The organism is Bradyrhizobium sp., from assembly GCF_004799445.1.
Classification (GTDB): domain Bacteria; phylum Pseudomonadota; class Alphaproteobacteria; order Rhizobiales; family Xanthobacteraceae; genus Bradyrhizobium.
The window spans coordinates 1-21799 of sequence record NZ_SSNA01000235.1 but is presented as its reverse complement, the minus strand read 5'-3'; the positions used below and the strand labels follow the sequence as shown (position 1 = coordinate 21799).

The 21799-nt window shown below is 63.6% G+C and carries 18 protein-coding genes; 10 read left to right on the top strand and 8 right to left on the bottom strand.

All coding sequences use genetic code 11. The features are described from left to right. Positions 1–25 precede the first annotated feature (25 nt). The 3 genes from E8A46_RS29865 to cobS form a co-directional block, all read right to left on the bottom strand. Positions 26–1105: an esterase-like activity of phytase family protein gene (locus E8A46_RS29865; RefSeq protein WP_291568798.1), complete on the bottom strand. Its 1080-nt coding sequence runs from the start codon at positions 1103–1105 to the stop codon at positions 26–28. Positions 1106–1152: 47 nt separating this feature from the next. After that, positions 1153–3054 (bottom strand): cobaltochelatase subunit CobT, encoded by a 1902-nt coding sequence (gene cobT, locus E8A46_RS29860; RefSeq protein ID WP_291568796.1) that lies wholly within the window; start codon positions 3052–3054, stop codon positions 1153–1155. Between the two features lie 150 nt (positions 3055–3204). Continuing rightward, positions 3205–4203, bottom strand: coding sequence for a cobaltochelatase subunit CobS (gene cobS, locus E8A46_RS29855; RefSeq protein ID WP_291568794.1), 999 nt, complete (start codon positions 4201–4203; stop codon positions 3205–3207). A gap of 298 nt (positions 4204–4501) precedes the next feature. Between cobS and E8A46_RS29850 the strand changes: the two genes are divergently transcribed. Continuing rightward, a complete protein-coding gene (locus E8A46_RS29850) occupies positions 4502–5179 on the top strand; it encodes a DedA family protein (RefSeq protein ID WP_291568792.1) in 678 nt (225 codons plus the stop codon). A gap of 45 nt (positions 5180–5224) precedes the next feature. Here the strand turns inward: E8A46_RS29850 and E8A46_RS29845 are convergent, their stop codons facing one another. Further along, positions 5225–5890, bottom strand: coding sequence for a DnaJ domain-containing protein (locus E8A46_RS29845; RefSeq protein WP_291568791.1), 666 nt, complete (start codon positions 5888–5890; stop codon positions 5225–5227). 110 nt (positions 5891–6000) lie between these two features. Here E8A46_RS29845 and E8A46_RS29840 point away from each other — a divergent pair, with 110 nt between their 5' ends. Then, a complete protein-coding gene (locus E8A46_RS29840) occupies positions 6001–6276 on the top strand; it encodes a BolA family protein (RefSeq protein WP_291568826.1) in 276 nt (91 codons plus the stop codon). 52 nt (positions 6277–6328) lie between these two features. Here E8A46_RS29840 and E8A46_RS29835 read toward each other — a convergent pair whose 3' ends face one another. The 3 genes from E8A46_RS29835 to E8A46_RS29825 all read right to left on the bottom strand — a co-directional run bounded on the left by E8A46_RS29835 (position 6329) and on the right by E8A46_RS29825 (position 9475). Next, positions 6329–7636 carry an HlyC/CorC family transporter gene (locus E8A46_RS29835; RefSeq protein WP_291568824.1) on the bottom strand — a complete coding sequence of 436 codons (1308 nt, stop codon included), beginning with the start codon at positions 7634–7636 and terminating at the stop codon, positions 6329–6331. 70 nt (positions 7637–7706) lie between these two features. Further along, on the bottom strand, positions 7707–8855 hold the full coding sequence (aroB, locus tag E8A46_RS29830; protein WP_291568789.1) for a 3-dehydroquinate synthase: 1149 nt from the start codon (positions 8853–8855) through the stop codon (positions 7707–7709). Further along, a complete protein-coding gene (locus E8A46_RS29825) occupies positions 8852–9475 on the bottom strand; it encodes a shikimate kinase (RefSeq protein ID WP_291568787.1) in 624 nt (207 codons plus the stop codon). Before E8A46_RS29825 ends, aroB begins: the two co-directional genes overlap by 4 nt. Positions 9476–9636: 161 nt before the next feature. On the opposite strand from E8A46_RS29825, the gene E8A46_RS29820 reads away from it, so the two are divergent. The 6 genes from E8A46_RS29820 (at position 9637) to E8A46_RS29795 (ending at position 16327) form a co-directional block, all read left to right on the top strand. Further along, entirely contained in the window at positions 9637–9783 is a 147-nt protein-coding gene (locus E8A46_RS29820; protein WP_291568785.1) for a histidine kinase, read from the top strand. Positions 9784–9816: 33 nt separating this feature from the next. Further along, a complete protein-coding gene (xerD, locus tag E8A46_RS29815; protein ID WP_291568783.1) occupies positions 9817–10773 on the top strand; it encodes a site-specific tyrosine recombinase XerD in 957 nt (318 codons plus the stop codon). Positions 10774–11000: 227 nt separating this feature from the next. After that, positions 11001–11963 carry an acetyl-CoA carboxylase carboxyltransferase subunit alpha gene (locus tag E8A46_RS29810; RefSeq protein WP_291568782.1) on the top strand — a complete coding sequence of 321 codons (963 nt, stop codon included), beginning with the start codon at positions 11001–11003 and terminating at the stop codon, positions 11961–11963. Positions 11964–12258: 295 nt separating this feature from the next. After that, positions 12259–13773 carry a murein L,D-transpeptidase family protein gene (locus tag E8A46_RS29805; protein ID WP_291568781.1) on the top strand — a complete coding sequence of 505 codons (1515 nt, stop codon included), beginning with the start codon at positions 12259–12261 and terminating at the stop codon, positions 13771–13773. 234 nt (positions 13774–14007) lie between these two features. Beyond that, complete coding sequence (locus E8A46_RS29800; RefSeq protein WP_291568780.1) at positions 14008–15957, top strand: thiamine pyrophosphate-dependent enzyme; 1950 nt, start codon at positions 14008–14010, stop codon at positions 15955–15957. 10 nt (positions 15958–15967) lie between these two features. After that, a complete protein-coding gene (locus tag E8A46_RS29795; RefSeq protein ID WP_291568777.1) occupies positions 15968–16327 on the top strand; it encodes a cytochrome c in 360 nt (119 codons plus the stop codon). 44 nt (positions 16328–16371) lie between these two features. Here E8A46_RS29795 and secA read toward each other — a convergent pair whose 3' ends face one another. Next, positions 16372–19206, bottom strand: a complete 2835-nt coding sequence (secA, locus tag E8A46_RS29790) for a preprotein translocase subunit SecA (RefSeq protein ID WP_291568776.1) — start codon at positions 19204–19206, stop codon at positions 16372–16374. A gap of 480 nt (positions 19207–19686) precedes the next feature. On the opposite strand from secA, the gene E8A46_RS29785 reads away from it, so the two are divergent. After that, entirely contained in the window at positions 19687–20595 is a 909-nt protein-coding gene (locus E8A46_RS29785; protein WP_291568774.1) for a peptidylprolyl isomerase, read from the top strand. Between the two features lie 212 nt (positions 20596–20807). Then, a partial coding sequence (argJ, locus tag E8A46_RS29780) for a bifunctional glutamate N-acetyltransferase/amino-acid acetyltransferase ArgJ (protein WP_291568772.1) occupies positions 20808–21799 on the top strand: 992 nt, incomplete at its 3' end.

Here is a 21799-nt window from a genome sequence, read left to right as displayed (position 1 = left end):
CATGGGGTCGACGCGAGCGGCACGGCTACGCCACCAGCGTGAATTGCAGCAACAACGTGCGCTGGAGCAGCGAGAAATTGTCGTCGGACACCATGGTCAGCACGGTGTCGCCCTCCGGCGTGAGGTGGGCGTCGATGCCTTCCATGTTGTCGACCTCCTCGCCGAGATCGGCCTCGAAGATCGAGGGACCATCGACCACCGCGCCCGGGGCCAGCGACGTCAGCGCGATGCGCCGGATGCGGATGCCGATACCGGAGAGCCACGAAAACTTCCGCTCCAGCACCAGCAGCTCGCCCGAGGCCAGCAGCACCGCGTCGCTGATATCGAATTTGTCGGTGCGGCGGACGCTGAACTGCCCCGGCGAAGGACCGCCGATGAGAAAGCCAATGAGATTGCCGTTGGCATCGAGGCCGCGCTCGGAGATCGCGATCAGCGTGCCGGCAAGCGGCATGCCCTTTGGCACGAAGGCCAGCGCTTCCAGCCCCTTGTTGAATGGCAGCTTGCCCGCCGCCGGCGGCAGCGGCACCACCTCGCCGCGCGCGCGGGTAAAGCCCTTGCTGAAATCGAAGCGCAGCACCTGGTTGACCCGCTCCAGGCCGATATAGACCAGCGAACCATCGAGCGCGATCGATTCCGAATCGAACCAGCCGCGCGTGGTGATCGGCCGGCCGTCCGGCCCCAGCATCGGCGCCGCCTCGACATCGGCCAGCCCGCTCATCGCGCGGTCCTGATAGACGATGCTGCCGGTGAACCAGGTGCCCTTGTCGCTGAACGAGATGAAGCGTTCGCCTTTTTTGTCCAGCCGTATGCCCGACAATCCGCCAAAGCCCGGGAAACGCGAAGTCAGGACCAGCCCGCTGCGATATTCCAGCGCGCCGAACCGCACCCGCGCGCGGTCGCCGGGTTCGAAGGCTGCAATCGGCCGGGCGTTGACCTCGATCGAGACCGGGGCGGCGACCGAGAATTCGTCCGGCGCAACGGGCTTGGCCGGCGGCTGCGTCGCCAGCTGCGCCCACGCCATGTCCGAAGTCGCGACCGCCGAAAATCCTGCCGCCGTGGACTTCAGGAAACGGCGGCGGGAGAGATGCGCTGGCTTGTTCCTCATGGCGAGGACGCGCCGTTGCGACGTCGGCGACGGGTCATCTCGCTGCGTTACGAATGCAGCCTGCGCCGCGGACCGGTCCTGGCGGGCGCAGCGCCGCTGGTTTCGCTGAACAGCTCGGCCAGCTTTTCGGTGATCGCGCCGCCGAGTTCTTCGGCATCCACGATGGTGACCGCACGGCGATAATAGCGCGTGACATCGTGGCCGATGCCGATCGCGATCAGTTCGACCGGCGAGCGGGTCTCGATTTCCTCGATGATATGGCGCAGATGCCGCTCGAGATAGTTGCCGGGATTGACCGACAGCGTCGAATCGTCGACCGGCGCACCGTCGGAAATCATCATCAGGATCTTGCGCTGTTCGGAGCGGCCGAGCAGGCGCTTGTGGGCCCAGTCCAGCGCCTCACCGTCGATGTTCTCCTTGAGCAGGCCCTCGCGCATCATCAGGCCCAGATTCTTGCGCGCCCGCCGCCACGGCGCGTCGGCGGATTTGTAGATGATGTGCCTGAGATCGTTGAGGCGGCCGGGATTTGGTGGCTTGCCTGCGGCAAGCCACGCCTCGCGCGACTGCCCGCCCTTCCAGGCGCGGGTGGTGAAACCGAGAATCTCCACCTTGACGCCGCAACGCTCCAGCGTGCGCGCCAGGATATCCGCGCAGGTCGCGGCCACCGTGATAGGGCGGCCGCGCATCGAGCCGGAATTGTCCAGCAACAGCGTCACCACGGTGTCGCGGAAGGTGGCTTCCTTCTCGTGCATGAAAGACAGCGGGTGATAGGGATCGGTCACCACCCGCGACAGCCGCGCGGGATCGAGAATGCCTTCCTCGAGATCGAATTCCCAGGCGCGGTTCTGCTGCGCCATCAGGCGCCGCTGCAAGCGGTTGGCGAGCCGAGCGACGATGCCTTGCAGATGCGCGAGTTGCTTGTCGAGATAGCTGCGCAGACGCTCCAGCTCGTCATGGTCGCAAAGGTCCTCGGCCGCGATCACCTCGTCGAACTTCGGCGCGAACGCGTGATATTCCGGGCCGCGCGGCTCGTTGGTGCCGCGCGAATTCGGCCGCGTCGCCTCGCCCGGCGTCTCGTCGTCGCCGAGCTCGCCATCGTCGAAAGTGTCCGACGTGGAGGCCTGCGCGCTTTCCATCGCGCTTTCCGACATCTCGTCGCTGGAGGCCTGCGCCTGATCGGCGCTCATCTCCTGGGCGGCGTCGGAGTCGGGCGAGCCTTCGGCGCCGGACTGGTCGTTCTCGCCGTCGCGGTTGTCGTCCTGGTTCTCGTCCTCGTCGGTATCGGCGTTGCGGTCGTCGCCAAGTTCGAGCGCGCTCAACAGATCATGCACCGCGTCGCCGAATTTCGCCTGATCCTCGGCAAGCCGGTCGAGCCGGTCGAGCCGTGCGCCGATCTTGTCTTCCAGCACCGGCCGCCAGAGGTCGACCATCTTGCGGGCAGCCGCAGGCGGCGCAAGCCCGGTCAGCCGCTCGCGTACCAGCATCGCCAGCGCATCGGACAGCGGCGCGTCGGCGCGGTCGGTGATTTCGTCGAACTTGCCGCGATGGAAGTGATCGTCGAGCATCGCGGTGAGGTTTTTTGCAACTCCCGCCATCCGCCGCGAGCCAAGCGCCTCGACGCGGGCCTGCTCGACGGCTTCGAAGACGCCGCGCGCCTGCGGATTTCCCGGCATCAGCTTGCGATGCACTTTCGGGTCGTGGCAGGCGAGCTTCAGCGCGATCGAATCGGCGTGGCCGCGCACGATCGCGGCATCCCGCCTGGTCATCTTGCGCGCCGGCTCCGGCAGCCGCGCCTTGCCCGGCGCAAGACCGGGCCGCTCGGCGGCAAACGTCACTTCGAGCTCCGGCTTTCGCGCGATCGCGCGCAGGCAGCCCGTCACCGCACGCTTGAACGGCTCGGTCGGCGCTTCCTTCGATCCGGTGCGGAATTTGGTGTTCGACGTCGTCATGGCTTCCTCGCCGCCGTCGTCCCTGCGAAAGCAGGGACCCATAACCACCGGCGGTCACTGTTTCCCGATCTCTGGCACTGTCGCTCTATTGAAATTTCCCGGCGTATGGGTCCCCGCTTCCGCGGGGACGACCTTGAGAATACTACGACGCTAGCTCAGCGCCACGTTGACCGAGGACTCCGCGAGCTCTGCATTGAAGCAGCGCTGATAGAATTCAGCCACCAGCGGCCGTTCCAGCTCATCGCACTTGTTGAGGAAGGTGACGCGGAATGCAAAACCGATATCGGTGAAAATCTCGGCGTTTTCCGCCCATGTGATCACGGTGCGCGGGCTCATCACCGTCGACAGATCGCCGTTGGCGAAGGCGTTGCGGGTGAGATCGGCAAGCCGCACCATCTTGTTGACGATGTCGCGGCCTTCCTGATTGCGGTAATGACGCGCTTTCGCCAGTACGATCTCGACTTCCTCGTCATGCGCCAGATAGTTGAGCGTTGTGACGATCGACCAGCGGTCCATCTGGCCCTGGTTGATCTGCTGGGTGCCGTGATAGAGGCCGGAGGTGTCGCCGAGCCCAACCGTGTTGGCGGTCGAAAACAGCCGGAATGCCGGATGCGGCTTGATCACCTTGTTCTGGTCGAGCAGCGTCAGGCGGCCGGAGACCTCCAGCACGCGCTGGATCACGAACATCACATCGGGGCGGCCGGCGTCGTATTCGTCGAACACCAGCGCGATATTGTGCTGTAGCGCCCACGGTAGGATGCCGTCGCGAAATTCGGTGACCTGCATGCCGTCGCGCACGACGATGGAATCCTTGCCCACCAGATCGATACGGCTGATATGGCTGTCGAGATTGACGCGCACGCACGGCCAATTGAGCCTTGCTGCGACCTGCTCGATATGGGTCGACTTGCCGGTGCCGTGATAGCCCGTGACCATGACGCGGCGGTTCTTGGCAAAGCCGGCGAGAATGGCGAGCGTGGTGGCGCGATCGAAGCGGTAATCCGAATCGACGTCCGGCACATGCGGATCGACTTCGGAATAGGCCGGCACTTCGAGGTCGCTGTCGATGCCGAATACCTGCCGCACCGACACCTTCATATCGGGCAAACCGGCGGGCTCCTGAACTTTGGTCATGGCGACGGTCGTCATCAATCCTCCGAGGTCTCGGGCGCTCCCGAAACCAGATTTGCGGTATGGCTGCGGATGGGTGCTTAACGGAACCTATCAGAGAGCGACGGTTGGCAGAAGCCCGCGATCCAATCAAAGTTCCGTTGCGTTATCATCAAGATAGGCATTGGGCCCGGTTTTTGGAAGGCTGCCCTGCGAATCACGCCATGCTTTCATGGCAGGCCCCGTCCAATGGCGGCCTTATGGCACTTTCCATCCCCATCACCAGTTATGTTAGGTCTGCACCCCGACCGGAGTGCTCCGCCAGCACAGGAATTTCGTGGCTTCATTGATCGATCCATTGATTGCGTTCGTCTCGGCGCATGCTGGACTTGCCTATTTCACCCTGTTTCTGGCTGCCCTGTTGGAAGCGGTTCCGGTCGTAGGCTCGGTGATTCCGGGTTCCACCATCATTCTTGCGCTGAGCGCGCTGGTGCCTGGCGGCGAACTGCAGCTGGAATGGGTGCTGGCAGCCGCTATCGCCGGGGCCCTGCTCGGCGATGGATCGGCGTTCTGGATCGGGCATCGGGCCCAGCGCGAGATCCTCAGCGCATGGCCGATGACAAACTATCCGCGCCTGATCGCGCAGAGCGAAGCCTTTTTCCATCGCTGGGGCGTGTTGGCGGTGTTCTTCGCGCGCTTCGTGCCGCCGATCCGAGCCTTCGTGCCCGTCACGGCGGGTGCGCTGGGCATGGCGCCGCTGCGGTTTTACGCCGTCAACATCCCCGCCATCCTCGTGTGGGCGCCGGCACACGTACTTCCCGGGGTGCTGGCGGTATCCGCGCTGCACGAATACGCCGGGATTTCGCATCATACCGGGTTGGGCAAGTATTACTGGATACTGACGGTGGCAGGCCTCGCGCTGATCCTCGCACTGGCGAGCTGGACGATCCGTCGCAGATATGGCGGACGCCTGATCGAACCGACACCCGAGCGGATTCGAAACGATTTTAGATAATATTGCGGTCCAGGGTCCCGGCGGACGCCGGGACGACGAAAGAGATTAGCTCGCGCCGCGCACGATCGTCTTGAGGTAATTATACGCCTTGATGATCTCGATCAGGCGGTCCTCGGTGGAGCGGTCGCCGCCATTGGCGTCGGGATGATGCTGCTTTACCAGCGCCTTGTATTTGGCCTTGACCGTCTCAAGCGTGGCGTCGGAGCCGAGCCCCATCACCTGCAGCGCCTTGCGCTCGGCGTTGAAAATCTTCCGCGTCTCGACCTTGGTCTCGCCGGCGGCACCGCCTGGACCTGGCCGCCAGCGGCCGCGGCCGTTGAGCTCGCTGAACATGCTGAACGGATCGGCGGCGCCTTCGAGATCGGCCTCCGGACCGCCCCCCTTGCCCTTCTTGGAGCTGGTATTGGCGCCCATCTTCCAGGTCGGACGATGGCCGGTCAGCGCGTCCTTCTGGTAACGCGCGACCGCATCCGCGTTCATGCCGGAGAAGAAATTATAGGACTGGTTGTATTCGCGGACGTGGTTGAGACAGAAGTGCCAGTACTCCTTGTCGTTGGCCCGGCCCTTGGGCGCGCGATGCGGCCCCTTGTTCTTGCAGTCCGGCCATTCGCACATCGCGGAGGCTTCGCGCGCCTGCGCCTGCTGCTTCGCGCTCAGCTTGTTGGGCTTGATGCGAATGGAGTCGAAGAATTTGGATGAATCAATCGGCATGGCTGACTATGACAACGCAATGCGAAAAGCTTCAAGTCTTGACATTGCGGAAACCTTCACTCCCGAGGCACCATTGACGAAAGGCGGCTTTGGTGCGTATTGCCGCCGCCATGAGCACCAAAGACACTATCACAAACAAGTTGCATGAAGCTTTCACGCCGGAAAGCCTCGACGTCACGGACGAATCACATCTTCATGAAGGCCATGCCGGCCACAGGCCGGGCGGCGAGACGCATTTCAGGATATATATTGTATCGCCGGCCTTCGAAGGGAAGAGCCGAATCGAACGCCACCGCATGATTAATGCAACGCTGGCGGGGGAACTCGCGGGAAGCGTGCATGCGCTGGCCATCCGGGCACAGGCGCCGGGGGAAGCGGACTCCTAGCCGTCATGCCCGCAATGGCTGGCTTTCGCGGATGATGACGACCCGGAAGGTTCTAAAATGCCTTGCCGGCCCGCCGCGGCTTCTTCTCCTCGACCTCGGTCTCGCGCGGCACGGCCACGATCCGCAGCGCGGTGATGCGGTTGCGCTCACGCCGCAGCACGCGAAAACGGAAGCCGTGAAATGTGAAACTCTGGCCGCGCTCCGGGATCGAGCGGGCCTCGTGGATCACCAGTCCCGCCACCGTGGTGGCTTCCTCGTCCGGAAGATGCCAGTCCATGGCACGGTTGAGATCGCGGATCGGCACCGAGCCGTCGACCACCACCGACCCGTCGGGCTGGGCACGAACGCCGGCCACCACCACATCGTGCTCGTCGGAAATATCGCCGACGATCTCTTCCAGGATATCCTCCAGCGTCACCATGCCTTCGACTTCGCCGTATTCATCGACCACCAGCGCGAAGTGGGTCTTGCGGCGGCGGAACGCCTTGAGCTGTTCGGAAACCGAGCGCATCTCCGGCACGAACCACGGCGGCAGCGCGATGGTCGAGACATCGATCTTCGAGGTCTCGCCGTCCGCGGCGCGGATCGCACGCAACAAGTCCTTGGCGTGCAGCACGCCGATGATGTTTTCAGGCTTGTCGCGCCACAGCGGAATTCTGGTGTATTCGGTCGCCAGCACCTCGCGTACCAGCTCCTCCGGCGGCAGGTCGGCGTTGATCATCACCATTTCGGTGCGATGGACCATCACGTCGGAGACCTGCAGCTCGCGCAGGTCCAGTAACCCGCCGAACATGTCGCGGTCCTGCTTTTCGACCTTGCCTTCGTGATGGAGCAGATCGACCGCACCGCGCAGTCGCTCGAATGGCGACAGAATCGGCTGGTTGTGGCCGATATTGACGCCGATCAGCCGCATCAGCACGTGAACGACGGCCTCGACGACGCTGAGCAGCGGTCCCAGCAGAAACACCATGACCTTCATCGGGCGCGCCACCAGCAGCGCCACCCGGTCCGGCGCATTGATGGCGATGGTCTTCGGCAGCACCTCGGCGAAGATCACGACCAGTGCCGTCATGACGGCGGTGGCGTAAAGCACGCCGACTTCGCCGAACCATGTCGTGAAGATGCCGGTCGCCAGCGCCGAGGCGCCGATATTGGCGATGTTGTTGCCGAGCAACAGCGCGCCGATCAACCGCTCGCGCAACGCGGACAGACTGGAGACGATGGCGGCGTCCTGATTGCCCTGTTTCGACAGCCGCAGCATGCTGGCGCGCGACGCGCCGGTCAACGCGGTCTCGCTCGCGGCGAAGAACGCCGAGACCAGCAGACAACCGATCACAATGGAGAATGTAACCCAATCCATGACGCCGATATTCATTTCATCTATCTGTGACGCGTGATCTCTTCGGAAACCCGGTTTCCACGTTGCCGGATCATGCTCTGCGCTCGAGCTTGGCTTGCAGAAAATCGCGAACCAATGAAGGTTCGACGTCGGGAGCGATCACGGCGCCGCCGACGGCCCCGAGCAGGATGAAAGTGAGCCGGCCGCGCTTGACCTTCTTGTCCTGCGCCATCAGCGCCATCAGCGCGTCGGCGTCGGCAAGCCCCTCCTGGCTGAATCCGGCGATATCCTGCAAATGGGTCGGCAGGCCGACCTCGGCAAGGTGGCGCCTGACGCGCATGGCGTCCTGCTCGGCGATCATCCCGAGCTGCGCCGACAGTTCCGCCGCCAGCACCATGCCGACGGAAACGCCTTCACCGTGAAACAGCCGGTCGGAAAAGCCGGTGGCGGCTTCGAGCGCGTGACCGAAGGTGTGGCCGAGATTGAGCAGCGCCCGTTCGCCGGTCTCGCGCTCGTCGCGTGCGACGATCGCGGCCTTGGCCCGGCAAGAGGTGGCGATCGCATGCTCGCGAGCGGCGCCGCCTGCGAAAATATCGGCGTGATTGGTCTCCAGCCAGGCAAAAAAAGCCTCGTCGCCGAGCACGCCGTATTTGGCGACTTCGGCATAGCCGGCGCGGAACTGGCGCGGCGACAAGGTGTCGAGCACGGCGGTATCGGCGACCACCAGGACCGGCTGGTGAAACGCGCCGAGCAGATTCTTGCCCTTCGGCGAATTGATTCCGGTTTTGCCGCCGACCGAGGAGTCGACCTGCGCCAGCAGCGAGGTCGGCACCTGCACAAAATCGACGCCGCGGCGCAGGATCGCGGCCGCGAAGCCCGCGAGGTCGCCGACTACGCCGCCGCCGAGCGCGATCACCAGATCGTTGCGTTCGATCTTCGCGGCGATCAGCGCCTCGCTGACCTGTTCGAGACCGGCATAGGTCTTCGAGCCCTCGCCTTCCTCGACAATGACCCGCGAGGTGGCGATCCCGGCCTCCGCCAGCGAGGCCTCGGTCTTCTCAAGCCAGTGCTTTGCCACATTGCGGTCGGTGACGATGGCGGTACGCGCGCCGGGCCGCAATGCGGCGACGCGCCCGCCCAGCGACGGCAGCACGTCGCGGCCGATGACGATGTCATAGGCGCGATCGCCGAGCGCGACATCGACGGTGATCGGATCGGAATGTTTCAGCGGCGCGGTCATGGTGTGACGCCCATTCTATCGTGGGTTTGCATGCAGCCGCCGCACAGAAGGGCGTGCAGGGCCTCGATGCATTCATCGACGATCTTCTCGTGCGGCACGTCGCGTGACCAGATCGTCAAATCCGCCTGCTGATAGACCGGCTCGCGTTCGCTGATCAGACGCCCGACGGTCGATTCGGGATCGGCGGTCTGCAGCAGCGGACGATCGGAACGGCGCCTCACCCTGCGCATGATGATCTCGGCATCCGCCTTGAGCCAGATCGAGACGGCCCGGTCGCGGATGCGGTCGCGGGTCTCCTGGCGCATGAAGGCGCCGCCGCCGGTAGCCAGCACGACCGGACCGCCATCGAGAAGCCGCGCGATCACCCGCGCCTCGCCGTCCCTGAAGTCCGGCTCACCACGGGATTCGAAAATGTCAGGGATCGACATGCCCGCCGCCGCCTCGATTTCCGCATCGGCGTCGAGAAACGGTAGCCTGAGCCGCGCCGACAGCCGCCGTCCGATGGTGGATTTGCCGGCTCCCATCATCCCCACCAGCACGACCGAACGGCCGCCCAGTGCCGCGGTGATCTCGGCCTCCTGGGTTGCGCTGGCGTTGGCCGGTGCGGCTTTCTCAGACATGTCATCGCTCGAGGGCCGCGGATGCGGCATTCCGCACGACCATACTACCCCCGCCGATACCGTTGCCAGAGAGTCTTGCAACGAAGTGGCGAACATGGTGGTAGTCAAATCAGGCTATCCCCGATCAATTCAATGGTTAATGGGCCGCCCGAGGCCTTCGCATGCCCAGCCTGTTCCGCTTTCTGACCGTTGTCGCTGTCATCGCCGGGGTCATCTACGGCGTGATTTTCGCGCTGGCGAATTTCGTCAACCCGAAACCGAGGGAAATGACGGTGACCATCCCGGCGGACAAATTCCTGAAGAAATAGGCTTCGTCAAGGAATCGGCGCTAAGGTCGGCCAATGCGCGCCAAGCCCTCAGACGCCAAACTGATCAACCTGTTCCTCGACATGCTCGCGGCGGAACAGGGAGCCGGCGACAACACCCTCGATGCCTATCGCCGCGACCTGACGGATTTTTCCGAATTTCTTGGCTGCAGCGGCCAGGGCTTTACCAGCGCCGAGACGCAAGCCCTGCGGGACTACCTCGCCGACCTTGACGGACGAGGCTTCAAGTCGTCGAGCGTGGCGCGCCGGCTGTCGGCGATGCGCCATCTGTTTCGCTTCCTCTTGAACGAGCGGGTCCGGAGCGACGATCCCGCGGCGATCTTGTCAGGACCAAAGCGTGGCCGCGGCCTACCGAAAGTGCTGTCGATATCGGATGTCGACCGATTGCTGGTTCACGCCAAGGCACAGGCCGAAATGTCGGAAGCCTCCGGCCTGCAGCGGCTTCGCACGATGCGGCTCTATTGCCTGCTTGAGGTGCTCTACGCCACCGGCCTACGCGTCTCCGAACTGGTGGCGCTGCCGCTCTCGGCGTCGCGCCGCGACGCCCGCATGATCGTGGTGCGCGGCAAGGGCGACAAGGAACGGCTGGTGCCGCTGAACCAGGCCTCGCGACAGGCGATGGCGGATTATCTCGCGGCGATGGAAGCGATCAAGCCGCAGATGAAGAAAAACGCCGCCGCCTCGAAATGGCTGTTTCCCTCTTTCGGCGAGAGCGGGCATTTGACGCGGCAACATTTTGCGCGCGACCTCAAGGAACTGGCGGCATCCGCCGGGCTGGCGCCGCGGCTGGTCAGCCCGCATGTGCTGCGTCACGCCTTCGCGAGCCATCTTCTGCATAACGGCGCCGATTTGCGCATCGTGCAAACGCTGCTCGGCCACACCGATATCTCGACGACGCAGATCTATACCCATGTGGTCGAGGAGCGGCTGAAAAGCCTGGTGCGCGACCTGCATCCGCTGGCGGAGAAGTAGCGAATCATCTTTCCGGCCGGGATGGCGACGACGCGGTGATCCGCAGCTTGACTTCCGCCTCCTCTGCCGTGAAAGAGCCTCTTCCCGCCCTGCCCCCGGTGGAAAGTTGGCCCAACGGGCACCCATCTGGCGTCGGAATGCGCTCTAAGTAATTGAAGGTACGCGCTTTCTTGGCGCGAACCGGAAGCCGCTTCGCTCCCGGGCGGCTTCGTCCTTATATTGGTTTGATGCCGGATCACATGCGCAGTTACCTCGATTTCGAAAAGCCCGTCGCCGAACTCGACTCCAAGGTCGATGAATTGCGCGCGCTGGCGGCTTCCGGCAGCGACATCGGCGAAGAGATCACCCGGATCGAGGACAAGGCGGCCCAGGCGCTTCACGACCTCTACGCCAATCTGACGCCGTGGCAGAAAACCCTGGTGGCGCGCCATCCGCAGCGGCCGCATCTGACCGATTTCATCAACGCGCTGATATCGGAATTCACGCCGCTGGCGGGCGACCGCAAGTTCGGCGAGGACGAGGCGCTGGTGGGCGGGTTCGGCCGCTTCCGCGGCGAGAGCATCTGCGTGATCGGCCAGGAGAAGGGCGCCACCACCGACTCCCGCATCAAGCATAATTTCGGCATGGCGCGCCCGGAGGGCTATCGCAAGGCCGTGCGGCTGATGGAGATGGCGGATCGATTCGGCATTCCCGTGCTGTCGATCGTCGATTCCGCCGGCGCCTATCCCGGCATCGGCGCGGAAGAGCGCGGCCAGGCCGAAGCCATCGCGCGCTCGACCGACGCCTGCCTGTCGCTTGGGGTGCCCAATATCGCGATCATCACCGGCGAGGGAATGTCCGGCGGCGCCATCGCCATCACCACTGCCAACCGCGTGCTGATGTTCGAGCACGCGATCTACAGCGTGATCTCGCCGGAGGCCGCCTCCTCGATTCTGTGGCGCGACGGAACCAAGGCGCAGGAAGCCGCGACCAGCATGAAGATCACCGCGCAGGACATGCTGCGTTTTGGCGTGATCGACCAGATTCTCAAGGAGCCGGCTGGCGGCGCGCATCGCGACCCCGCCGCCATGATCGCGACCACCGGCGATGCCATCGCCCAAACCCTGGACGACCTGCGCAACCTCGATTCCGACGCGATCCGAAGGCAGCGGCGGCAGAAATTCCTCGATATCGGCCGGAAGTTGGGGTGAAATCGCCCCTTTTGCGGGAAATCCGGTAAGGCGGCGGCCCCCCGGTCTGTTTGCATGATCTTTTCGGAATCATGCTCCGGGCCCCAGCCTTTTCAGAATTCGGCCGTTTTGGCCGCAATTAGGCCCAGACACCGATATTTAACTGCAATCATTCATGCCTTGGCTGGGATCCGCCGCAACGCCCCCGTCGGCTTGCGGCAGAGGGGGCTTAAGGATAATATTTTATTCAATGGCTTCAGGGCATGAACGCCGTTGTTGGGGTGCGAAAATTGCCCGTTGGGTGTGGAGCTTTGCATTGATCGGTCGCTCGCTGGTTCGCGCGCTTATCACATCTGCCGCGCTCGCGGCCGGTGGGCTGCTGGCCGGCTGCAACAGCGACGAAATTTCACTCGCCAGTAACGCCAAGGCCAACCAGCCCGTTTCGCCAAAACTCGTCGCCGAGATGGTGGCAAAGGACATGGATCTGCAATCGCCGATCCTGGTCCGGCTGTTCAAGCAGGAAGCCGAGCTCGAGGTCTGGAAGCAGGATCGTTCGGGCCGCTTCGCCCTGCTGAAGACCTATCCGATTTGCCGCTGGTCGGGAGATCTCGGACCCAAGGTCCGCGAGGGCGACCGCCAGGCCCCGGAGGGCTTCTATGCGATCTCGCCGGCGCAGATGAACCCGCAATCGGCGTATTATCTTTCATTCAACACCGGCTATCCGAATGCCTACGACCGGTCGCTCGGACATACCGGCTCGGAGCTGATGGTGCATGGCGACTGCTCGTCGCGCGGCTGCTACGCCATGACCGACGAACAGATCGCCGAAATCTATTCGCTGGGGCGAGAATCCTTCTTCGGCGGTCAAAAGTCGTTCCAGTTTCAGGCCTATCCGTTCCGGATGACGCCGCTCAACATGGCCAAGCATCGCAACAATCCGAACATGCCGTTCTGGAAAATGATCAAGGAAGGCTACGATCATTTCGAAGTGACGCGGCAGGAGCCGAAGGTCGATTTCTGCGAAAAGAAATACGTGTTCGATGCGGTGAAGCCGTCGGATGCCAAACGGGATCCGGTATTCGAGGCCTCGGCAAAATGCCCCGCTTATGTGATCCCGGATGAAGTCGCCGAAGCCGTCCGCGAAAAGCAGGATGCCGATCATGTCGAGACCGCCAAGCTGATTGAGCGGGGAACGCCGGTGGCCCGGATCAATACCGGCATCGACGGCGGCATGCACAGGGTATTCGCGGCCAAGCTGCCCGGCGGCAATACCGGGCTGTCGGAAGGTGGTACCGGTCTCGCGCTGCTCACCCTTGATAAAGCGCCCGGCACCATTCCTCCCGGGGTCAATCCTCCGCGCGGGCCCGTGACGTCGCCGGAAGACCCATGGACGGCGTCGGTGGCGCCGGCGACCCCGCCAGCCTCAGGGACGCGCGTGGCGTCCGCGACACCCGCGACTCAGAATACGCAATCCCAAAATACCCAGCAAAATACCCAGTCTGAAGGCTTCTTCTCCAGCCTCGCCCGCAAGGTCGGCCTTGGCGGCACCGCCGATACCACCGCCACCGCCGCGCCGCCGCCTGCTCCAGCCAAGCCGAAGGTCGCCGAAGCCAAGCCGCCGCGCCCCGAAGCTTCGATTCCCAAGGGAACGGCACCGAAGGCCGATACCAAGCAAGCCGCCGCACGTCCGCCCTTGAAACCTGGGGTGAGCGATAGCGAGGCGGCCTCATCTGCCCCTGCGTTCGCTCCCGCAGCACCCAGCATGGTCGCCGGCGCACAGCCGGTTCTATCGGCGAATTCGTTCGAGAGCCGGTTCTCGGCGGCCAAGTAAGGCAAAACCGCTTCAGCATCGCACCGTCGTGGCCGGGCATCGTCGTCGTCCTTGCGCGGACGACGTAGATTTGTCGGCGATCCCCCTCCCGTGATCTTCCGGATCGATCCGCTGGGCATTGGCGCCGGCATCTGGATAAGATCCCGTCGATGCAATAGTCTCACATCCCCGGATACAAAATGAAAAAGCCGTCAGCGCACTGGGCTCGGCGGGGAAAAAACACGGAGAACGATCATGGCTGAATCGGAATCGGCTGCATTGCACCGCCGTCGATTTCTGAAAGGGATGGTCGTCGCCGGCGGCGCGACCGTCGTGGCTCCGGCAGCCGCTCAGGCGCAGGCGCCGGAGAAGCCGACCGGCAACACCTCGCCGCCCACCGCCGCCGCAAGAGCCAGCGAGCGCGAACATCCGCCGGAAGCCGACCGACTGACAACCGAAAAGACCGGCTCCGATTTCATGGTCGAGGTCTGCAAGACGCTCAACCTCGACTACATGGCCGCCTGCCCGGGCTCGACGTTTCGCGCCCTGCAAGAAAGCTTCATCAACTACGGGCAGAACAAGCGCCCGGAATGGCTGACATGCATGCACGAGGAAGTGTCGGTCGGCATGGCGCATGGCTATGCCAAGGTCGCCGGCAAGCCGATGGCGGCGATGGTGCATGGAACGGTCGGCACCCAGCATGCGGCGATGGGCATCTATAATGCCTTCTGCGACCGCGTTCCCATCATCATCTTTACGGGTAACGCCGGTGCGCTCGACGAGCGCCGGCCCGGGGTCGAATGGGTCCACAGCGTCCAGGACGCCGCGTCGACGGTGCGCGACTTCGTCAAGTGGGACGACTATCCAATGTCGCTTCAGCATTTTGCCGAGTCGACGGTGCGTGGCTATACGCTGGCCTGCGCGCAGCCTCCGGGGCCGGTGTTCATCACCGCGGACACCAAGCTGCAGGAAGAACCGCTTGACGAACGCGAGCAGCGCAAGCTCAAGATTCCGCTCTTGGTGACAGCCTCGCAACCCGCAGGGGATCCGAACGCCTTGCGCGAGGCCGCCAAAATGCTGGTCGCGGCTGAAGCGCCGGTCATCATCGCGGATCGTTATGCCCGCTCGCAAGCGGCGATGGACAATCTCGTCAGGCTTGCCGAGCTTCTGCAGGCGCCGGTCATCGACAACCGCTCGCGCATGAACATGCCGAACACGCATTATCTTTGCCAGTCGGAGCGGGCGGGCGGGTTGATCGCGCAGGCCGACTGTATCCTGTCGCTCGAGCCGGTGGATCTTTACGGCCAGCTCAACGTCATGCGCGACCAGTTGGAGCGGACCGTGAGCCCGAAGTCCAAAAAGGGGGTGAAGGTCATCTGCATCTCGACCCGCGATTTGCTGGTCCATTCCAATTACCAGGACTTCCAGCGCTACGTCGGTGCCGACATCAATATCACCGCGGACGCCCAAACGACCTTGCCGTCCCTGATCGAGGCCGTACAGCGGGAGATCGCCTCCGGCGGCAAGAACGCCATCGCCATGCGCGGCGAGAAGATGCGTGAGTCCTATAATGGCTTCGCGGACCGCGCCCGTGCGGAGGCCGCGCTGGCATGGGACGCGACCCCGATCTCGTCGGCGCGCATGTATATGGAGCTCTGGGAGCATCTCAGGAAGGAGGATTGGGCGCTGGTCTCGGACAGCGACTTCTCGTCCAACTGGCCGCATCGCCTGTGGCCGATGGAAAAGCACTATCGCTTCATCGGCGGCTCTGGCGGCTATGGCGTAGGTTATCAGCCGGTTGCCGCGCTCGGGGCGGCACTGGCGCATCGCGATGCCGGCGGGCGCGTGGTCGTCAGCATCACCGGCGACGGCGAGTTCAACATGGCGCCGCATACGCTGTGGACGGCCGCGCACCATGGCATTCCGTACCTGACCGTCATCCAGAACAATCGCGCCTATCACCAGGAGGTCATGCACGTCCAGCGCATGGCGAACCGGCACAATCGTGGTCTGCGCAACGTCCCTATCGGCACCATGATCGACAATCCGAACATCGACTACGCCAGGATCGCGCAAGGCTACGGTGCGGTCGGCATCGGACCGATCAACGATCCAAATGATCTGTCCGAGGCGTTCCGCAAGGGCATTGCCGCCGTCAAGGCTGGCCAGCCCGCCTTGATCGACGTCGTCATGCAGCCGCGCTGAGGAGAGAGCCATGAAGCATCTCATTGTCGCGGTGACGGGCGTGATGTTGGCTGCTGGCCCGGCGTGGGCACAGACTTCCGGGCCAGCGGGCAATGCCGAGAACGGCAAGAAGCTCTACGCTCAGGTCGGTTGTTATCAGTGCCACGGCTTAGCGGGTCAGGGCGCACGGATGACCGGGCCACGCGTCTCGCGAACCGAATTCCCCTTCGATGGCTTTCTGTATCAGCTTCGCCACCCGGCAAACCAGATGCCGCCATACGAAGCTGCCGTCGTCTCCGATCAGGAAGCGGCGGATCTCTACGCCTATCTGCGGCAGATGCCGGCGCCGCGCGATCCGAACGGCATTCCCCTGCTCAAGACCGAGCGTTGAGGGCCGGGATGGTCGCTAAACAGCGTGAGGGCTGATCGGCGTCCTCACGCATACTTGCCGTGGCAGTGCTTGTATTTCTTGCCTGAGCCGCACGGACAGTCCTCGTTGCGCCCGACCTTGCCCCAGCTCGCCGGATTCTTCGGATCGCGGTTGGCGGTTGCGGCGGGCACCAGCGAGGCATTGGCGAACGCCATCTCGTCCTCGCCGGTATTCGGATCGAGCTTGTGCGCTTCCATCTGCGGCAACGCCGGCTGCTGATCTTCCGGCGGCACGATTTCGACGCGCATCAGTTGCGCCGTCACCGCCTCGCGCAGATGCGCGGCCATCGCCTCGTACAGGCTGAAGGCTTCCGACTTGTACTCCTGCAGCGGATCGCGCTGGCCGTAGCCGCGCAAGCCGATCACCTGGCGCAGATGATCGAGCATCACCAGATGCTCGCGCCAGAGATGATCGAGCGTCTGCAGCAGGATGGTCTTCTCGACATAGCGCATCACCTCGGGGCCCCATTGCGCCACCTTGGCCGCCATGTGCTCGTCGACCCGCTGCTCGATGCGCGTCAGCAATTCCTCGTCGGCGATACCCTCTTCCTTGGCCCATTCATCGACCGGCAACTCGATACCGAGCACCCGCGTCAGCTCTTCCTTCAGGCCGGCGACATCCCACTGCTCGGCATAGGCGTGTTCGGGAACGTGCTTGGCGACAATGTCGTCGATGAAGTCGTGCCGCATGCCCATGACGGTCTCGGCGACGCTTTCGTCCTTCATCAGTTCGATGCGCTGGTCGAAGATCACCTTGCGCTGGTCGTTCTGGACGTTGTCGAATTTCAGCAGATTCTTGCGGATATCGAAGTTGCGGGCCTCGACCTTCTGCTGCGCCTTTTCCAGCGCCTTGTTGATCCAGGGATGGATGATGGCCTCGCCTTCCTTGAGGCCGAGCCGCGTCAGCATGCTGTCGAGCCGGTCGGACCCGAAAATCCGCATCAGATCGTCTTCCAGCGACAGGAAGAATTTCGAGCGGCCGGGATCGCCCTGGCGTCCGGACCGGCCGCGCAGCTGGTTGTCGATGCGCCGCGATTCATGGCGCTCGGATCCGATGATATAGAGCCCGCCCGGTTTGGTGACGGCTTTGGCCGGCCTCGACCCCTTGGCGGGTTCGATCTCGACGGTCTCTTCCGCTTTCAGCACGATCTCGCGGAAGCGTTCGACGTCGGCCTTGATGCGTTCGATCTTCGCCGCTCGCTCGGCCTCGTCGGTGATCTCCGCGGCCTCATGCAGGATGCGCATTTCCAGCGAGCCCCCGAGCTTGATGTCGGTACCGCGGCCGGCCATGTTGGTCGCGATCGTGATCGCGCCGGGGACGCCCGCTTCGGCGACGATGTAGGCTTCCTGTTCGTGAAAGCGCGCGTTCAGCACCGCGAACAGCTTGGCCGGCTTGCCGGCGCGGGCGGCGGCATAGAGCTTTTCCATCGCCTTGTCGTTGCCGAAGTCGATCTGCTTGTAGCCGTGCTTCTTGAGATATTCGGCCAGCACTTCGGATTTTTCGATCGAAGCGGTGCCGACCAGCACCGGCTGCAGCCGCGCATTGGCGCGCTCGACCTCGGCCATGATCGCCGCATGCTTCTCGTCCTGGGTGCGATAGACCTCATCGTCCTCGTCGAGCCGCGCCACCGCGACGTTGGTCGGGATTTCCACGACCTCGAGCTTGTAGATGTCGAACAGTTCGTCGGCTTCGGTCAACGCCGTGCCGGTCATGCCGGCGAGCTTTTCATACATCCGGAAATAGTTCTGGAACGTGATCGAAGCCAGCGTCTGGTTTTCCGGCTGAACCTGCACGTGCTCCTTGGCTTCCAGCGCCTGGTGCAGGCCTTCGGAATAGCGGCGGCCCTGCATCATGCGGCCGGTGAATTCGTCGATGATGATGACCTCGTCATCGCGAACGATGTAGTCCTTGTCGCGGGTGAACAGCGAGTGCGCGCGCAGCGCCTGGTTGATGTGGTGAACGACCGAGACGTTCTCGACGTCGTAGAGGGAATCGCCCTTGAGCAGGCCGGCGTCGCGCAGCAGGGTTTCGATCTTTTCCATGCCGGCTTCGGTCAGCGTCACCGTGCGCTGCTTCTCATCGACGTCATAATCGGTCTTGTCGAGCCTGGGAAAGAAGGTGTCGATGGTGTTGTAGAATTCCGAACGATCGTCGAGCGGACCGGAAATGATCAGCGGGGTGCGGGCCTCGTCGATCAGGATCGAGTCGACCTCGTCGACGATGGCGTAGAAGTGCCCGCGCTGGACCATGTCCTCGAGCCGGTACTTCATGTTGTCGCGCAGATAGTCGAAGCCGTATTCGTTGTTGGTGCCGTAGGTGATGTCGCGCGCGTAGGCTTCCTTGCGCTCGCCATCGTCCCGCCCGTGGACGATGACGCCGGTGGTCATGCCAAGGAAGCCGTAGATCTGGCCCATCCACTCGGAGTCGCGCCGGGCCAGATAGTCGTTAACGGTGACGACGTGGACACCCTTGCCGGCCAGCGCGTTGAGGTAGACCGCCAGCGTTGCGACCAGCGTCTTGCCTTCACCGGTCTTCATCTCGGCGATATCGCCTTCGTGCAGCACCATGCCGCCGATCAGCTGCACGTCGAAATGCCGCTGGCCGAGCGTGCGCTTGGCCGCCTCGCGGACGGTGGCAAAGGCTGGAACCAGAATATCGTCCAGCGTCATGCCGTCCGCGAGTTGCTTGCGGAATTCGCCGGTGCGCGCCTTCAGCGCTTCGTCCGAAAGCGCCGATATCTCCGGCTCCAGCGCGTTGATGGCATCGATCCGGGCCTGATACCCCTTGATCCGCCGATCATTGGCGGAACCGAAAAACTTGCGGGCGAGCGCGCCGATCATGCCAAATTCCTGTTTTCGCGGTCGGCAGAGCTGCCGTGACGTGGTCTACCCGGTTGCCAATCAACTCATCGTGACGCATCGCGGGTCGGCCCCCAGCCGGGGATCATCCGCCAAATGAGTGGGAATTCAGCAATCCAAGGTTCAACGGCCAAAAACGCAGCGAAATACGCTCTATCGCCATTGACTTAGGTTTTGCAGAGATATGGCTGGGCCAGAGCCTTGTCAACGGCGGCCGGGCCGCCAGTTTGAGGCCCCTTGAGCGGTTCGGCACGCTGATGCCGGTTTGTTTCCGAAGTTGGTCTCGGAGGGCACCGCGATGGGTCACGGACTTCCGAAACCGGGGCCTTGACCTGTCGGGGAATTCATCATTTTGACAGACTTTTCGCGTTGCCAAGCCCACATGATTGGGCGAGTGTCGCGCCGCCCCGAAACAGCCCTACTGCCCAAACCGCCACACGGCTTTGAAGATAAGGATTTTCCATGACCACGTCGTCATCCGAAGTGAAATTCGGCACGCGCGCCCGCCTCGCCTTTGCTACCACCGGCTGTCTCGCGATGGTTTTGCTCGCCAGCCTGCCGGTGCGGGCCGAAGATGCCAACCCCGTTCTCGCCAAGGTGAACGGCGCTGAAATTCGCCAGAGCGACGTCACGCTGGCCGAGGAGGAACTCGGACCCAGCCTCGCCCAGATGGACCCCGCGACCAAGAAAGAAAACGTATTGGCGTTCCTGATCGACATGAAGATTGTCGCCAAGGCTGCCGAAGCCAAGAAAATCGAGGACCGCGACGACTTCAAGGCCCGCCTCGCCTTCACCCGCAACCGGCTCCTGATGGACAATCTGCTGGCGGTCGAAGGCAAGGCCGCGACCACCGATGAAGCCATGAAGAAGGTCTATGCCGACGCCTCCAAGCAGATCGAGGGCGAGCAGGAAGTTCATGCCCGGCATATCCTGGTTGAGAACGAGGACGAGGCCAAGGCGATCGAGGCCGAGCTCAAGAAGGGCGCCGACTTCGCCGAACTCGCCAAGAAGAAATCCAAGGATCCCGGGGCGTCCGATGGCGGCGATCTCGGCTTCTTCACCAAAGACCAGATGGTGCCGGAGTTCTCCGCCGTCGCCTTCGCGCTCGAGCCGGGCAAGATCTCCGATCCGGTGAAATCGCAGTTCGGCTGGCACATCATCAAGGTCGAGGAGAAGCGCAACCGCAAGGCGCCCGACTTCGAGCAGGTCAAGGGCCAGATCGAGACCTATGTGACGCGCAAGGCGCAAGCCGATTACGTGGCGAAGCTGCGCGAAACCGCGAAAGTCGAGCGCATGGACCAGCCGAACGATGCGGCGGCGAAGACCGATGCCAAGCCCGCCGATTCCAAGATGGCGCCCGCGAAGAAGTAAACTCCTCGTCGTCCCGGCGAACGCCGGGACCCATACGCCGTGCCGTCGCGGTTCGGGCACACGGCCTGTTGCCTTCTTAACAACAGGAGCCGGTGGCTATGGGTCCCCGCTTTCGCGGGGACGACCAGCCGGTGATCACACCGCACCCCCTCTCCCGTCCTGACAATTGAGGTGATAAAGAGCGCTTCCACGCCTCGAAGCCGGAAGCCCTCATGTCCTCCTCGATTTCCCCGCTCGCCCCGACCAATGTCCCCGACATGCCCGCGATTGCCGGCGTGAAGCTTGCGACCGCCGCCGCCGGCATCCGCTACAAGGGCCGCACCGACGTGCTGCTCGCGGTCATGGACAAAGGGACCACCGTGGCCGGCGTCTTCACCCAGTCGAAATGCCCGTCCGCGCCGGTGGAATGGTGTCGAGCCAAACTCGGCCGCGGCAAAGCCCGCGCGCTGGTGGTGAATTCCGGCAATGCCAATGCCTTCACCGGCAAGACCGGCCGGCAGGCCACCGCGCTGACCGCGGCGATCGCCGCCAAGGCGCTCGGGTGCAACGCCAGCGAGGTGTTTCTCGCCTCCACCGGCGTGATCGGCGAGCCGCTCGATGCCACGAAATTCGACGGCGTGCTCGGCAGCCTGGCCGCGCAAGCCGCATCCGGCGACTGGATGGGCGCAGCGCGCGCGATCATGACCACCGACACCTTTCCGAAAGTGGCTACCGCCTCCGTGAAACTCGGCAAGGCCAAAGTCACGATCAGCGGCATGGCCAAGGGTGCCGGCATGATCGCACCCGACATGGCGACCATGCTGGCCTTCGTGTTCACCGACGCGCCGATCGCGGCGGCGGCGCTGCAATCGCTGTTGAAGACGGGGGTCGAAGACACCTTCAACGCCGTCACCATCGACGGCGACACCTCGACCTCGGATACGGTGCTCGCTTTCGCCACCGGTTCGGCCGCCGCGAATGGCGCGCCCAGGATCAGCCGCGCCGGCGATCCGCGCCTGAAGGCGTTCACCAAGGCGTTCCGCGCGGTGCTGGCCGACCTCGCCGAGCAGGTGGCGCGCGACGGCGAAGGCGCGCGCAAGCTGGTCGAGATCATCGTCGAGGGCGCGGTGTCGAAAAAGTCGGCGCGCAGGATCGCGATGTCGGTGGCGAACTCGCCGCTGGTGAAAACCGCGATCGCCGGCGAGGACGCCAATTGGGGCCGCGT

Bases quoted from the DNA above. Each gene is read 5' to 3' on its own strand.
- E8A46_RS29800 (WP_291568780.1), top strand. From the start codon at position 14,008: ATGGCTGAATCGGAATCGGCTGCATTGCACCGCCGTCGATTTCTGAAA.
- E8A46_RS29835 (WP_291568824.1), bottom strand. From the start codon at position 7,636: ATGGATTGGGTTACATTCTCCATTGTGATCGGTTGTCTGCTGGTCTCG.
- E8A46_RS29840 (WP_291568826.1), top strand. From the start codon at position 6,001: ATGAGCACCAAAGACACTATCACAAACAAGTTGCATGAAGCTTTCACG.
- E8A46_RS29825 (WP_291568787.1), bottom strand. From the start codon at position 9,475: ATGTCTGAGAAAGCCGCACCGGCCAACGCCAGCGCAACCCAGGAGGCC.
- E8A46_RS29810 (WP_291568782.1), top strand. From the start codon at position 11,001: ATGCCGGATCACATGCGCAGTTACCTCGATTTCGAAAAGCCCGTCGCC.
- cobT (WP_291568796.1), bottom strand. From the start codon at position 3,054: ATGACGACGTCGAACACCAAATTCCGCACCGGATCGAAGGAAGCGCCG.
- E8A46_RS29820 (WP_291568785.1), top strand. From the start codon at position 9,637: ATGCCCAGCCTGTTCCGCTTTCTGACCGTTGTCGCTGTCATCGCCGGG.
- E8A46_RS29785 (WP_291568774.1), top strand. From the start codon at position 19,687: ATGACCACGTCGTCATCCGAAGTGAAATTCGGCACGCGCGCCCGCCTC.
- E8A46_RS29795 (WP_291568777.1), top strand. From the start codon at position 15,968: ATGAAGCATCTCATTGTCGCGGTGACGGGCGTGATGTTGGCTGCTGGC.
- xerD (WP_291568783.1), top strand. From the start codon at position 9,817: ATGCGCGCCAAGCCCTCAGACGCCAAACTGATCAACCTGTTCCTCGAC.
- E8A46_RS29845 (WP_291568791.1), bottom strand. From the start codon at position 5,890: ATGCCGATTGATTCATCCAAATTCTTCGACTCCATTCGCATCAAGCCC.
- cobS (WP_291568794.1), bottom strand. From the start codon at position 4,203: ATGACGACCGTCGCCATGACCAAAGTTCAGGAGCCCGCCGGTTTGCCC.
- E8A46_RS29865 (WP_291568798.1), bottom strand. From the start codon at position 1,105: ATGAGGAACAAGCCAGCGCATCTCTCCCGCCGCCGTTTCCTGAAGTCC.
- secA (WP_291568776.1), bottom strand. From the start codon at position 19,206: ATGATCGGCGCGCTCGCCCGCAAGTTTTTCGGTTCCGCCAATGATCGG.
- aroB (WP_291568789.1), bottom strand. From the start codon at position 8,855: ATGACCGCGCCGCTGAAACATTCCGATCCGATCACCGTCGATGTCGCG.